The organism is Bacillus sp. z60-11, from assembly GCF_046464135.1.
In the GTDB taxonomy this organism is placed as follows: Bacteria; Bacillota; Bacilli; order Bacillales; family Bacillaceae; genus Bacillus; species Bacillus sonorensis_A.
Genome location: NZ_JBIYSN010000009.1, coordinates 23,142 through 37,819 on the forward strand (window position 1 = coordinate 23,142; position 14,678 = coordinate 37,819).

Annotated in this window: 11 protein-coding genes; all 11 read right to left on the minus strand. The window is 45.8% G+C overall.

Annotated features, from left to right (window positions below; genetic code table 11):
- Positions 1-3 precede the first annotated feature (3 nt).
- Positions 4-291 carry a 50S ribosomal protein L23 gene (gene rplW, locus ACINLD_RS20860; RefSeq protein WP_026586066.1) on the minus strand — a complete coding sequence of 96 codons (288 nt, stop codon included), beginning with the start codon at positions 289-291 and terminating at the stop codon, positions 4-6.
- Positions 291-914: a 50S ribosomal protein L4 gene (gene rplD / locus ACINLD_RS20865; RefSeq protein WP_026586067.1), complete on the minus strand. Its 624-nt coding sequence runs from the start codon at positions 912-914 to the stop codon at positions 291-293. Before rplD ends, rplW begins: the two co-directional genes overlap by 1 nt.
- 26 nt (positions 915-940) lie before the next feature.
- On the minus strand, positions 941-1,570 hold the full coding sequence (gene rplC, locus ACINLD_RS20870; RefSeq protein ID WP_026586068.1) for a 50S ribosomal protein L3: 630 nt from the start codon (positions 1,568-1,570) through the stop codon (positions 941-943).
- Positions 1,571-1,608: 38 nt separating this feature from the next.
- Positions 1,609-1,917 carry a 30S ribosomal protein S10 gene (gene rpsJ, locus ACINLD_RS20875; protein WP_003156464.1) on the minus strand — a complete coding sequence of 103 codons (309 nt, stop codon included), beginning with the start codon at positions 1,915-1,917 and terminating at the stop codon, positions 1,609-1,611.
- A 322-nt stretch (positions 1,918-2,239) separates the two neighbouring features.
- Positions 2,240-3,430 (minus strand): elongation factor Tu, encoded by a 1,191-nt coding sequence (gene tuf / locus ACINLD_RS20880; protein WP_026586069.1) that lies wholly within the window; start codon positions 3,428-3,430, stop codon positions 2,240-2,242.
- A 118-nt stretch (positions 3,431-3,548) separates the two neighbouring features.
- Positions 3,549-5,627, minus strand: coding sequence for an elongation factor G (fusA, locus tag ACINLD_RS20885; RefSeq protein WP_026586070.1), 2,079 nt, complete (start codon positions 5,625-5,627; stop codon positions 3,549-3,551).
- Between the two features lie 49 nt (positions 5,628-5,676).
- The gene (gene rpsG / locus ACINLD_RS20890) at positions 5,677-6,147 is read right to left on the minus strand and encodes a 30S ribosomal protein S7 (RefSeq protein WP_006640314.1); all 471 of its coding nucleotides are present in this window, start codon (positions 6,145-6,147) and stop codon (positions 5,677-5,679) included.
- A gap of 163 nt (positions 6,148-6,310) precedes the next feature.
- Positions 6,311-6,727: a 30S ribosomal protein S12 gene (gene rpsL / locus ACINLD_RS20895; RefSeq protein ID WP_006640313.1), complete on the minus strand. Its 417-nt coding sequence runs from the start codon at positions 6,725-6,727 to the stop codon at positions 6,311-6,313.
- 104 nt (positions 6,728-6,831) lie between these two features.
- Positions 6,832-7,080, minus strand: coding sequence for a 50S ribosomal protein L7ae-like protein (locus ACINLD_RS20900; RefSeq protein WP_026586071.1), 249 nt, complete (start codon positions 7,078-7,080; stop codon positions 6,832-6,834).
- A 121-nt stretch (positions 7,081-7,201) separates the two neighbouring features.
- Positions 7,202-10,801 carry a DNA-directed RNA polymerase subunit beta' gene (gene rpoC, locus ACINLD_RS20905; protein WP_026586072.1) on the minus strand — a complete coding sequence of 1,200 codons (3,600 nt, stop codon included), beginning with the start codon at positions 10,799-10,801 and terminating at the stop codon, positions 7,202-7,204.
- A gap of 59 nt (positions 10,802-10,860) precedes the next feature.
- On the minus strand, positions 10,861-14,442 hold the full coding sequence (gene rpoB / locus ACINLD_RS20910) for a DNA-directed RNA polymerase subunit beta (protein WP_026586073.1): 3,582 nt from the start codon (positions 14,440-14,442) through the stop codon (positions 10,861-10,863).
- Between the last annotated feature and the right edge of the window lie 236 nt (positions 14,443-14,678).

The following is a 14,678-nucleotide window of genomic DNA, read 5'->3' on the forward strand; positions in this document are numbered from 1 at the left end:
TGATTAAGCTTCAAAAATTTCGATTTCTTTGCTGTCTGCAGTAAGCTTGACAATGGCTTTTCTGCGTTTGTTCGTCATACCAGAGTAGCGGCCGACACGTTTGAATTTCCCTTTGTAGTTCATTATGTTGACTTTCTCAACTTTCACTCCAAAGATTTCTTCAACTGCATCTTTCACTTCTGTTTTATTAGCTCTTACGTCTACTTCAAACGTATATTTTTTTTCAGCCATTAAATCAGCAGAACGTTCAGTAATGACGGGGCGCTTAAGAACATCACGAGGATCTTTCATTATGCAAGCACCTCCTCTACTTTTTCAACCGCTGCTTTCGTCATCACAAGCTTCTCGTGACCGACAACATCAAGTACGTTGATTCCGTTAGCTTCAACGACTGTAACTCCAGGAAGGTTACGGGCAGAAAGTGCAACCGTTTCATTTACATCTGCAGTTACGATTAAAGCTTTTTTCTCAACAGAAAGGCCTGTAAGAACAGAAGCCATTTCTTTTGTTTTAACCGCATCAAGAGTAAGATCTTCAAGAACGATCAAGTTGTTGTCCTGCACTTTAGAAGACAATGCTGATTTGATTGCCAAGCGGCGAACTTTTTTCGGTAATTTATAAGCATAGCTGCGTGGTGTAGGACCGAATACGATACCACCTCCGCGCCATTGCGGTGAACGGATAGATCCCTGACGAGCACGGCCAGTGCCTTTTTGACGCCAAGGTTTACGACCTCCGCCACTAACTTCAGAACGATTTTTTACTTTGTGAGTTCCTTGACGCAAGGAAGCTCTTTGCATAAGAATAGCGTCGAATACTACGCTCTCATTTGGCTCGATTCCAAATACAGAGTCGTTTAATTCGATATCACCAGCAGTAGAACCGTTTTGGTTATATAATGCTACTTTTGGCATGATCAATTTCCTCCTTTCCTAAAGAGTTATTTAGATTTAACTGCACTTTTAATAGTGACTAGAGATTTTTTGGCACCAGGAACGTTACCTTTAACTAAAAGAAGGTTGCGTTCTGCATCAACTTTTACGATTTCAAGGTTTTGAACAGTGATCTGCTCTCCGCCCATACGTCCAGGCAACAGTTTTCCTTTGAATACACGGTTAGGGTCTACCGGTCCCATTGAACCAGGACGACGATGGTAGCGGGAACCGTGAGACATAGGTCCACGAGATTGTCCGTGGCGTTTGATCGCACCTTGGAAACCTTTACCTTTTGATGTTCCTGTTACATCTACGATTTCTCCGTTAGAGAAAATATCAACTTTGACTTCCTGACCAACTTCATACGCATCCATATCCACTCCGCGTAGTTCTTTAACGAAGCGCTTAGGTGCAGTTTCCGCTTTTGCGACGTGGCCTTTTTCCGGCTTGTTGGCAAGCTTATCGCGCTTGTCGTCAAAACCGATCTGAATCGCTTCGTAGCCGTCGTTTTCAGCTGTTTTCTTTTGAAGTACAACGTTAGCTGCAGCTTCGATAACAGTTACCGGAATAAGATCACCGTTTTCTGCGAAAACTTGCGTCATACCAATTTTTCTTCCTAAGATTCCTTTGGTCATTCGTCACACCTCCTATAAAGATCATTCTATATTTTAGATTAAAGTTTAATTTCGATATCGACACCAGATGGTAGATCTAATCGCATTAGAGCATCGACAGTTTGCGGTGTTGGGTTCACAATGTCGATTAAACGTTTATGTGTACGCATTTCAAATTGCTCACGAGAATCTTTGTATTTGTGCACCGCACGAAGGATTGTGTAAACTGATTTCTCAGTTGGCAATGGAATCGGACCAGATACGCTGGCACCGGAACGTTTTGCCGTTTCAACAATCTTCTCAGCAGATTGATCAAGGATTCTATGATCATACGCTTTTAAACGAATACGAATTTTTTGTTTTGCCATTATTTTCCCTCCTTTTCGCCTACTTACGTTAGACAATTCTCCGTGAGAAAAACCTGCATCACCTTGCCATGGCAAAGCGGCCGGGTGTGTCAGCAACCTCTCACTTCATCGCAGTCAAAGACCAACATGCACTATTATACAAAATTTATAGGCATGTTGCAAGGCAATATTAAATATTAACCGTGTTTGCACACTTTTTTTATTATACAGATTCAGACTGTGTTAATCAAGGATATGAAGCCGGAAAATAAATCCCTCTACCAAACATGCGATACATAAAAAAACGAGATCCATCCGGATCCCGTTTTTTTATTTTTAAGTATTATTCGGTGATAGAAGTTACAACACCAGAACCTACTGTACGTCCACCTTCACGGATAGAGAAGCGAGTTCCGTCTTCGATCGCGATTGTTGAAATCAATTCAACAGTCATTTCGATGTTGTCTCCAGGCATAACCATTTCTACGCCTTCTGGAAGCTGAATGATACCCGTTACGTCAGTTGTACGGAAGTAGAACTGAGGACGGTAGTTAGAGAAGAATGGAGTGTGACGTCCACCCTCTTCTTTAGAAAGAACGTAAACTTCAGCTTTAAATTTTTTGTGCGGAGTGATAGTACCTGGTTGAGCAAGTACTTGACCACGTTGGATTTCTTCACGAGATACACCGCGAAGAAGTGCACCGATGTTGTCTCCAGCTTCAGCATAGTCAAGAAGCTTACGGAACATTTCAACACCTGTAACAGTTGTTTTCTTGTTTTCTTCTTGAAGACCGATGATTTCAACTTCGTCACCGACTTTAACTTGACCGCGCTCTACGCGTCCAGTAGCAACTGTTCCACGACCAGTGATTGAGAATACGTCCTCAACAGGCATCATGAATGGTTTGTCAGTATCGCGCTCTGGAGTTGGGATGTACTCGTCAACCGCATCCATCAGTTCGAAGATTTTAGCTTCGTAATCAGCATCACCTTCAAGAGCTTTAAGAGCAGAACCTTTGATAACTGGTACATCATCACCAGGGAATTCGTACTCAGAAAGAAGGTCACGAACTTCCATTTCAACTAGTTCAAGAAGCTCTTCATCGTCTACCATGTCGCATTTGTTCAAGAATACTACGATGTAAGGCACGCCAACGTTACGAGAAAGAAGGATGTGCTCACGAGTTTGCGGCATTGGGCCGTCAGCAGCAGATACAACAAGGATCGCTCCGTCCATTTGCGCAGCACCTGTGATCATGTTTTTAACATAGTCAGCGTGTCCTGGGCAGTCAACGTGTGCATAGTGACGAGTATCAGTTTCATACTCAACGTGTGCAGTAGAGATTGTGATTCCACGCTCGCGCTCTTCTGGAGCACCATCGATTTGGTCGTATGCCATAGCAGTACCTTTACCAGATTTCTTATGAAGTACTGTAGTGATAGCAGCTGTTAATGTAGTTTTACCATGGTCAACGTGTCCAATTGTACCAATGTTGGCATGTGATTTGGAACGGTCGAATTTTTCTTTAGCCATTCTGAAAATCCTCCTTAAAAAGGTTATTTTATTGATATAGAGTGATAGAAAGTGAAAGCTGTGTTTCACTTTCTCATCTTACAATAGTAGTTATACTTTAATGAAGCGGCAAAATCAATTATTCGCCTTTATTTTTTTTGATGATCTCATCACTGATGCTCTTAGGCACTTCTTCATAGTGATCAAAGTGCATTGTGAACGTACCGCGGCCTTGCGTGTTTGAACGAAGCGCAGTTGCGTATCCAAACATTTCAGAAAGCGGAACCATTGCGCGAACAACTTGAGCGTTTCCGCGGCCTTCCATACCTTCTACGCGTCCACGGCGTGATGTGATGTCACCCATGATGTCTCCCATGTATTCTTCAGGGATAACGACTTCAACTTTCGCAATCGGCTCAAGAAGAACCGGGCTACATTTGCTTGCAGCGTTTTTAAGCGCCATAGAAGCGGCGATTTTAAACGCCATTTCGTTTGAGTCAACATCATGGTAAGAACCATCATACAATTTAGCTTTGATGTCGATAACCGGGTAGCCTGCGATTACACCGTTTTGCAGCGCATCTTCAAGTCCCGCTTGAACAGCCGGAATGTATTCACGTGGAACGACACCACCGACGATTGCGTTTTCGAATTCAAAGCCTTTTCCTTCTTCGTTTGGAGAGAATTCGATCCAAACGTGTCCGAATTGTCCGCGTCCACCAGATTGACGTACGAATTTACCTTCAACTTGCGCGCTCGCACGGAATGTTTCACGATACGCAACTTGAGGAGCACCTACGTTGGCTTCAACTTTAAATTCGCGTTTCATACGGTCAACGATGATATCAAGGTGAAGCTCACCCATACCGCCGATGATCGTTTGACCAGTTTCCGCATCGGTATGCGCGCGGAAAGTTGGATCTTCTTCAGCCAGTTTAGACAGCGCTGTAGACATTTTGTCTTGGTCGGCTTTTGACTTAGGCTCGATTGCAACGTGGATAACCGGCTCAGGGAATTCCATTGATTCCAGGATAACCAGGCTTTTCTCGTCGCAAAGCGTGTCACCAGTCGTCGTATCTTTCAGACCTACAGCTGCTGCGATATCTCCTGCGTATACAGTAGAGATTTCTTCACGGCTGTTGGCGTGCATTTGCAGGATACGTCCGACACGCTCACGTTTGCCTTTTGTTGAGTTTCTTACGTATGAACCGGAATCAAGCGTTCCTGAGTACACACGGAAGAATGTCAGTTTACCGACATAAGGGTCGGTCATAACTTTAAATGCCAACGCTGAGAAAGGTGCATCGTCAGAAGACTCACGAGTAACCTCTTCGTCAGTATCAGGCACAATACCTTTGATCGCTTCAACATCAGTTGGAGCTGGAAGGTAGTCAAGAACTGCATCAAGCACTAATTGAACACCTTTGTTTTTGAAAGCTGAACCACAAAGAACCGGGTAGAACTCAACGTTACAAGTTCCTTTACGGATTGCTGCTTTCAGCTCGTCAATTGTGATTTCTTCGCCTTCCAAGTACTTCATCATAAGCTCTTCATCAAGCTCGGCAACAGCTTCAATTAAGCTGGCGCGAAGCTCTTCAGCTTTATCTTTGTACTCAGCAGGGATTTCACGCGCTTCAGAGCGTGTTCCAAGATCATCTTCGTAGTAATACGCAACGTTTTCTACAAGATCGATGATCCCTTCAAAGTTGTCTTCGGCGCCAATCGGTAATTGGATCGCGTGAGCGTTCGCCTCAAGACGGTCTCTAAGAGTTCCTACAGAGTAAAGGAAATCCGCACCGGTTTTGTCCATTTTGTTGACAAATACGATACGAGGTACTCCGTAAGTTGTTGCCTGACGCCAAACTGTTTCAGTTTGCGGCTCAACGCCTGATTGAGCGTCAAGAACGGCAACGGCACCATCAAGTACGCGCAGGGAACGTTCAACCTCTACAGTGAAGTCTACGTGTCCTGGTGTATCGATGATGTTAACGCGGTGGCCTTTCCATTGTGCGGTTGTCGCAGCAGATGTAATCGTGATACCGCGTTCTTGTTCCTGCTCCATCCAGTCCATTTGGGAAGCCCCTTCATGAGTTTCACCAATTTTATGAATACGGCCTGTATAGAACAAGATACGTTCAGTTGTTGTCGTCTTACCGGCATCGATGTGAGCCATGATCCCGATATTACGAGTTTTTTCTAAGGAGAACTCTCTTGCCATTGGGTCTTTTCTCCTTCCTTCTTAGGGAATAATATTTTGTCGTTAAAGATTACCAGCGATAGTGAGCAAACGCTTTGTTCGCTTCAGCCATCTTATGAGTATCTTCACGTTTCTTAACAGCAGCACCAGTGTTGTTGGCTGCATCTAAAATTTCGTTGGCTAAACGCTCTTCCATCGTTTTTTCTCCGCGAAGACGAGCGTAGTTTACCAACCAGCGAAGTCCAAGAGTCGTACGACGTTCAGGACGAACCTCTACAGGCACTTGGTAGTTCGCACCACCTACACGGCGTGCTTTTACTTCAAGTACAGGCATGATGTTTTTCAATGCTTGTTCGAAAACCTCCATTGCATCGTTGCCGGTACGTTCTTTAATGATATCGAATGACTTGTATAGGATTGTTTGAGCTTTACCTTTTTTACCGTCGATCATCATTTTGTTGATCAAACGAGTAACCAGCTTAGAATTGTAAATCGGATCAGGTAAAACGTCTCTTTTTGCTACAGGACCTTTACGTGGCATCTGATTATCCTCCCTTCTCTTGTTACGGGTTTGAATAAGCGAGGAATTTCGCGGCTATGCCCGTAGAGGCGGCATCCGCTTTTCGGGCGGAAGCACAATGCCCTTAACAGCATTGCCAGAACTCCTTGCTTTTAAAAACCCTTTTATTTGTATTTAAACTGCATTATTTTTTCTTAGGACGTTTTGTACCGTATTTAGAACGGCCTTGTGCACGGTTTTCAACTCCGGCAGTATCAAGTGCGCCACGCACGATGTGGTAGCGTACCCCCGGTAAGTCTTTAACACGTCCGCCGCGGATTAATACGACACTGTGCTCTTGCAGGTTGTGTCCGATACCAGGAATGTAGGCAGTAACCTCGATTCCGTTTGTCAAACGAACACGGGCATATTTACGAAGCGCTGAGTTCGGCTTCTTCGGTGTCATTGTACCAACACGAGTACATACCCCGCGTTTTTGTGGTGAAGACACGTTAGTGTGCTCTTTCTTAAAGCTGTTGTATCCTTTGTTAAGTGCAGGAGACTTGGAAGTTTCAACTTTGTTCACACGTCCCTTGCGTACTAACTGATTAATTGTAGGCATGTTGTATTTCCTCCCTTCATCATGTTTTATAACCCACATACCCAGGTGGTTCATTTAAAAGCAAAAAACAATGCCTTTGCATAAAAGCAAAAACAACGAGTACGTTATTGAATAATGGCAACAGCTGCCGCACCGACTTCAATTCCGCAAGCTTTGCCGAGCTTTTTCATGGACTCAGCCAATGAGACGGGAACACCCTGTTCATTCGCCAGGTGAATAACACCTGCTGTCAGATGGGGATCTGCGTCTTTCGCAACGACAACTTCCTTTACAGAATTTCGTTTGAGTGCTTTAACTGTCTGCTTCGTACCGATGATGATTGATTGAGCCTGTGATACTTTATCATAAGACATAAGACATCCTCCAAAGTAACAGGTTTAAATTGAGCACCTTGGTTATATTATCATCCTGAAAGAAGGATGTCAACATAGTATGACAATTTTTAGTGACATCCTTCTTTAGGATATTTTAAATCTATTCTGCCGGAACCATTTCATCGGAAGATTGAACTTGCAATACCGGCTTCACTTTACGGTAGTTGAGCATACCTGTTCCCGCCGGGACAAGCTTACCGATGATGACATTCTCTTTCAGGCCGAGAAGTTCATCCCGTTTTCCTTTGATTGCTGCATCTGTCAGGACGCGTGTTGTTTCCTGGAATGACGCGGCAGACAAGAAGGAATCCGTTTCAAGAGACGCTTTTGTGATACCGAGCAGCACCGGACGGCCTGTTGCAGGTCGTTTTCCTTCAAGCAGCACCTTTTTGTTCGCTTGTGTAAACTGGTGAATATCGAGAAGTGTGCCAGGCAGTACATCTGTATCACCGGCATCGATCACACGCACTTTGCGAAGCATCTGGCGGACCATAACTTCAACGTGCTTATCTCCGATTTCAACCCCCTGCATACGGTAAACCTTCTGCACTTCGTGAAGCAGATATTCCTGAACCGTCGTAATGTCGGTTACTTTCAGAAGCTCTTTCGGATCGACCGAACCTTCCGTCAGAACCTGACCGCGGGAGATTTTCTCTCCTTCAGTTACTTTCAGACGGGCGTTGTACGGCGCCGTATAAGAACGGCTTTCAACTTCACCCTGAACGACGATTTCCTGCTGTTTATCGCGAACTTCATTGATTTCAGCTACGACACCGTCAATTTCAGAGATCGTCGCCTGACCTTTAGGGTTACGCGCTTCAAATAATTCCTGAATACGCGGCAAACCTTGTGTAATATCGTCTCCGGCAACACCGCCCGTATGGAAGGTACGCATTGTTAGCTGTGTACCAGGCTCACCGATGGATTGGGCAGCGATGATTCCGACTGCTTCACCGACTTCAACATCGGTTCCTGTCGCCAGGTTGCGGCCATAGCATCGTTTACATACCCCGTGTGACGTATTACATGTAAAGGCGGAACGAATCCATACTTCTTCGATGCCGGCTTCGACGATTTCAAGCGCTTTGTCCTCGTCGATCAGCTCGTTTTCGTTCACGATCACTTCGCCGGTTTCCGGATGTTTAACAGGCTTTCTTGCAAAGCGGCCAATGAGACGTTCTTCAAGACGCTCGATCACTTCTGTGCCTTCTGTGATGGCTTTTGCAAGAATACCGCGGTCAGTGCCGCAATCTGTCTCACGAATGATGACATCTTGGGCAACGTCTACAAGACGTCTTGTCAAGTAGCCTGAGTCGGCTGTCTTCAGCGCTGTATCGGCAAGACCTTTACGCGCACCGTGTGTGGAGATAAAGTACTCCAGAACCGTTAAACCTTCGCGGAAACTTGACTTGATCGGAAGCTCGATAATCCGTCCGGCCGGGTTGGCCATCAGACCCCGCATACCCGCAAGCTGCGTAAAGTTTGATGCGTTACCCCGGGCTCCGGAATCACTCATCATATAGATCGGGTTGATTTCATCCAAGGATTTCATCAGCTTGCCTTGGATCGTATCCTTAGCCGCACTCCAGATGGAAATGACGCGTTCATAACGCTCTTCTTCTGTAATCAGACCGCGTCTGAACTGCTTCAGAACGTTATCGACTTTTCCTTGTGCTTCCTCAAGAATTTCCTGTTTGTCATCCAAGACGACGATATCGGAAACACCGACCGTGATACCGGCTTTTGTTGAATATTTAAAGCCGAGATTCTTCATGCGATCAAGCATTTTTGACGTTTCTGTAATGTGGAATCTTTTGAAGATCTCCGCAATGATTTTACCTAGGATGCCTTTTTTGAACGGCGGATTGATTTCTTGCTTTTGAATCGCCTCTTTCACATCGGCTCCGTAGTCCAGGAAGAAACGGTCAGGCGTTTTTTCTTCAATATTGCTCTTCGTCGGTTCGTTCATGTATGGGAACGAAGCCGGAAGAATTTCATTGAAGATCAGCTTTCCGACTGTTGTAATCAGCAGTTTTGAACGCTGTTCTTCTGTGAATGTTTCATTTTTCAGGGAGTTAACCGCAACGGCCACTCTCGTATGCAAATGAACATATCCGTTTTGATAAGCAAGCAGCGCTTCATCTGTATCTTTGAAAACCATACCTTCGCCGACAGCACCAGGGCGTTCAAGCGTCAGGTAGTAGTTTCCAAGAACCATATCCTGAGACGGTGTAACAACCGGTTTTCCGTCTTTAGGGTTCAAGATGTTTTGCGCAGCAAGCATCAGAATACGCGCTTCAGCTTGCGCTTCGGCTGATAATGGAACGTGAACGGCCATTTGGTCACCGTCAAAGTCAGCGTTGTATGCCGTACATACAAGCGGGTGAAGACGGATGGCGCGGCCTTCAACAAGCGTTGGTTCAAACGCTTGGATCCCCAGCCTGTGAAGCGTAGGTGCACGGTTGAGCAGAACCGGGTGTTCCTTGATGACTGATTCAAGAACATCCCATACTTCAGGCTGAACGCGCTCAATTTTACGCTTCGCACTCTTAATATTGTGGGCAAGACCTTTTTCGACAAGCTCTTTCATGACGAATGGCTTGAACAGCTCCAAAGCCATCTCTTTCGGAAGGCCGCATTGGTACATTTTCAGGTTCGGACCTACGACGATAACCGAACGGCCTGAATAGTCAACACGCTTACCGAGAAGGTTTTGACGGAAACGGCCCTGTTTACCTTTCAGCATGTGAGAAAGGGATTTGAGCGGTCTGTTTCCAGGTCCCGTAACCGGACGTCCTCTGCGTCCGTTATCGATCAGCGCGTCAACGGCTTCCTGAAGCATACGCTTTTCGTTTTGAACGATAATGCTCGGTGCTCCAAGATCCAGTAGACGTTTTAAACGATTGTTACGGTTGATGACGCGGCGGTAAAGGTCGTTAAGGTCAGAAGTCGCAAAACGTCCGCCGTCAAGCTGCACCATAGGTCTCAGCTCAGGTGGAATGACCGGAAGAACGTCAAGGATCATCCAAGACGGTTTGTTTCCGGAGTTACGGAACGCTTCCAACACTTCAAGACGCTTGATCGCACGCGTACGGCGCTGTCCTTGAGACGTTTTCAGCTCTTCTTTGAGCATATCCACTTCCTTGTCAAGATCGATATCTTGAAGGAGCTTATGAATCGCTTCAGCCCCCATGGAAGCTTGAAATTTATTGCCGTATTTATCAAGGTACGCACGGTATTCTTTTTCAGAAAGAAGCTGCTTTTTCTCAAGCGGCGTATTGGCCGGATCTGTTACGACATAAGAAGCAAAGTAAATGACTTCTTCCAATGCGCGCGGAGACATATCCAGCACAAGACCCATACGGCTTGGGATTCCTTTGAAATACCAGATGTGAGAAACCGGGGCTGCCAGCTCGATATGCCCCATTCTCTCACGACGGACTTTAGCCCGGGTTACTTCTACTCCACAACGGTCGCAGACTACGCCTTTATAACGAACCCGCTTGTACTTCCCGCAATGGCATTCCCAGTCCTTTTGAGGACCGAAAATGCGCTCGCAGAATAGACCATCTTTTTCAGGTTTCAAAGTACGATAGTTGATTGTTTCAGGCTTTTTCACTTCTCCGTAAGACCATGAACGGATTTTATCAGGTGAAGCGAGACCGATGTTCATATACTCAAAATTGTTCACATCCAGCAAGGGGCCTACCTCCCTTTTTATCTTCGGGTTATACCCTGTCACTTGCGTAAAAAATTCAGTTATTCTTTTGTGACGACGTCTCGTTCAGCATCAGCAGAAACAAAATCTTCGCCTTCATCATCGTTTGATAATGAAAGACCTTCGTTTTGTTTTGCATCTTCATCGTCTTCCAAGTCTCTCATTTCAATTTCTTCTTCATCGCTTGAAAGAATTTTAACGTCCATACCCAAGCTTTGAAGCTCTTTGATCAATACTTTGAACGACTCTGGAACGCCAGGTTCTGGAACGTTGTCTCCTTTTACGATGGCTTCATAAGTTTTCACACGGCCCACGACATCGTCGGATTTGACAGTGAGAATTTCTTGCAGCGTGTATGCCGCGCCGTAAGCTTCGAGCGCCCATACTTCCATCTCACCGAAACGCTGTCCGCCGAACTGTGCTTTACCTCCGAGAGGCTGCTGGGTAACGAGTGAATAAGGACCGGTTGAACGGGCATGCAATTTGTCGTCAACCATGTGGGCAAGTTTGATCATATACATGATTCCCACGGAAACCCTGTTATCAAATGGCTCACCGGTGCGGCCGTCGTAAAGGACGGTTTTCGCATCTCGTGACATGCCGGCTTCTTCAAGCGTTTCCCACACGTCTTCCTCGCGGGCGCCGTCGAATACCGGTGATGCAACATGCAGGCCGAGTCGGCGTGCAGCCATACCGAGGTGAAGCTCCAATACCTGCCCGATGTTCATACGCGATGGAACACCGAGCGGGTTTAACATGATATCGATCGGTGTACCGTCAGGAAGATACGGCATATCTTCTTCCGGAAGAATTTTCGAAATAACACCTTTGTTACCGTGACGTCCGGCCATTTTGTCCCCTTCAGAAATCTTACGCTTCTGAACGATGTACACGCGGACAAGCTGGTTGACGCCAGGAGGCAGTTCATCCCCGTCTTCGCGGTTGAAGACTTTAACATCAAGGATGATTCCGCCGCCGCCGTGCGGAACACGGAGTGACGTATCGCGGACTTCGCGCGCTTTTTCTCCAAAGATGGCGTGTAGCAGGCGCTCTTCCGCTGTAAGCTCTGTCACACCTTTAGGCGTGACTTTACCAACAAGAAGGTCCCCGTCTTTCACTTCGGCACCGACACGGATGATTCCGCGTTCATCGAGATTGCGGAGAGCATCCTCACCGACGTTCGGAATATCGCGGGTGATTTCTTCAGGTCCGAGTTTTGTATCCCGGGCTTCTGATTCGTATTCTTCAATATGGATAGACGTATAAACGTCGTCTTTTACAAGGCGTTCGCTCATGATGATGGCGTCCTCATAGTTGTAGCCATCCCATGTCATAAAGCCGACCATGACGTTGCGTCCAAGGGCAAGTTCACCTTTTTCCATGGATGGACCGTCAGCTAAAATTTCACCTTTTTCAACTTCGTCTCCGACGCTTACGATCGGACGCTGGTTGTAGCATGTTCCCTGGTTGGAACGGACAAACTTCAGCAAGCTGTATTTATCAAGGTTTCCTTTAACTTTTTGGCCGTCGATTTCTTCATAGCGGCGCACCCATACGTTTTTCGCTTCCACCCGTTCAACGATTCCCGGATGGCGGCAAATCACAGCTGCACCGGAGTCTTTTGCAGACACGTATTCCATTCCTGTTCCGACAACTGGTGATTCAGGCTGCATAAGCGGCACAGCCTGACGCTGCATGTTCGCTCCCATCAGGGCGCGGTTTGAGTCATCGTTTTCCAAGAAAGGAATACATGCGGTTGCAGCAGAAACAACCTGCTTAGGAGAAACGTCCATGTAATCGACGCGGTCTTTGGAAACAACAGTGTTCTCACCTCTGAAGCGGGCGACGATGCTGTCGTCTACAAATGATCCGTCGTCATTAAGGCGTGCGTTTGCCTGTGCAACAACATAGTTATCTTCTTCATCAGCCGTTAAGTAGTCGATCCTCGGCGTTACTTTTCCTGTCTCAGGATCAACACGGCGGTACGGTGTTTCGATAAATCCGAAACGGTTCACTTTCGCAAATGAAGAAAGCGAGTTGATCAAGCCGATGTTCGGACCCTCAGGCGTTTCAATCGGACACATCCGGCCGTAGTGGGAGTAGTGAACGTCACGCACTTCCATTCCGGCACGCTCACGGGTCAAACCGCCAGGTCCAAGCGCTGATAGACGACGCTTATGCGTCAGCTCAGCGAGAGGATTCGTCTGGTCCATGAATTGAGAAAGCTGTGAGCTTCCGAAAAATTCTTTAATTGAAGCGATAACCGGGCGAATATTAATCAACTGCTGCGGTGTGATCGTGTTTGTATCTTGAATAGACATTCTTTCACGAACAACACGCTCCATTCTGCTCAAACCGATGCGGAACTGGTTTTGCAGAAGCTCGCCTACTGAACGAAGACGGCGGTTGCCCAGATGGTCAATATCATCGGTATCGCCTACTCCGTGAAGCAGGTTAAAGAAATAACTGATCGAAGAAATGATATCGGAAGGAGTGATATTTTTGACGCCTTCTTCGATAAAAGCATTTCCAATCACATTGATTGTCTGCTCGCCTTCTTGATCGGTAGGGGCGTAGATTTTGATCGATTGAAGCGTCACTTCATCTTCGACTACTCCGCCATTTGGATAAAGCTTTTTAAAACCGATTCCTTCTTCTAGATACGGCAGCACTTTATCAAGTGTTCTTCTGTCCAAAATCGCACCTTTTTCAGCAATGATTTCACCTGTTTCAGGATCCACAAGCGTTTCAGCAAGCCGCTGATTGAAAAGGCGGTTTTTGATATGAAGCTTTTTATTAATTTTGTAGCGTCCTACACTCGCAAGATCATATCTTTTTGGATCGAAGAATCTTGAATCAAGCAAGCTTTTTGCGTTTTCTACCGTAGGCGGCTCTCCCGGACGGAGACGCTCATAGATTTCAAGAAGCGCTTTGTCGGTGTTTTCGGTATTATCTTTATCAAGCGTATTGCGCAAATACTCGTTTTCACCGATCAGATCGATAATCTCCTGATCAGATCCGAAGCCGAGAGCACGCAAAAGAACCGTAACCGGCAACTTACGTGTGCGATCAATGCGGACATAAACAACATCTTTCGCATCAGTCTCGTATTCTAACCATGCGCCACGGTTTGGAATGACAGTCGCAGTAAAACCTTTCTTACCGTTTTTGTCAACTTTACCACTGTAATATACACTTGGAGAACGAACGAGCTGGGATACGATAACGCGCTCCGCACCGTTGATAATGAAGGTTCCAGTATCAGTCATAATAGGGAAGTCGCCCATAAAGACGTCCTGATCCTTGACCTCGCCGGTCTCTTTGTTGATTAAGCGAACTTTGACCCGCAGCGGCGCTGAGTAAGTCACGTCTCGTTCTTTTGATTCTTCTACCGGATACTTAGGCTCACCCAAGCTGTAGTCGATAAATTCCAGAGAGAGGTTACCAGTGAAATCCTCAATTGGCGATATGTCTTGAAACATCTCTCTAAGACCCTCATCAAGAAACCACTGATAAGAAGAGGTTTGAATTTCAATGAGATTTGGTAATTCTAACACTTCGCTAATGCGTGCATAGCTTCTGCGCTGGCGGTGTCGTCCATACTGAACTAGTTGACCTGTCAACTGATTCACCCCTCAAATCATGCGTAATATATGTGTAACAAGCATTTCTCCGCAAATATGTAAGAAATACTTTTACAAGACAAAAGAAAAAAGGGTTTCTAATTTAGAAAACCACATCCAAAAACAAAATACCGATTTTATTAGTGTTCCCAAAAATGTATATTTTATACAGGCTGAGGCGTTTCTTAAAAACGGCAGCAAAATATATACATTGGCATTTTATAATGTTAACATAG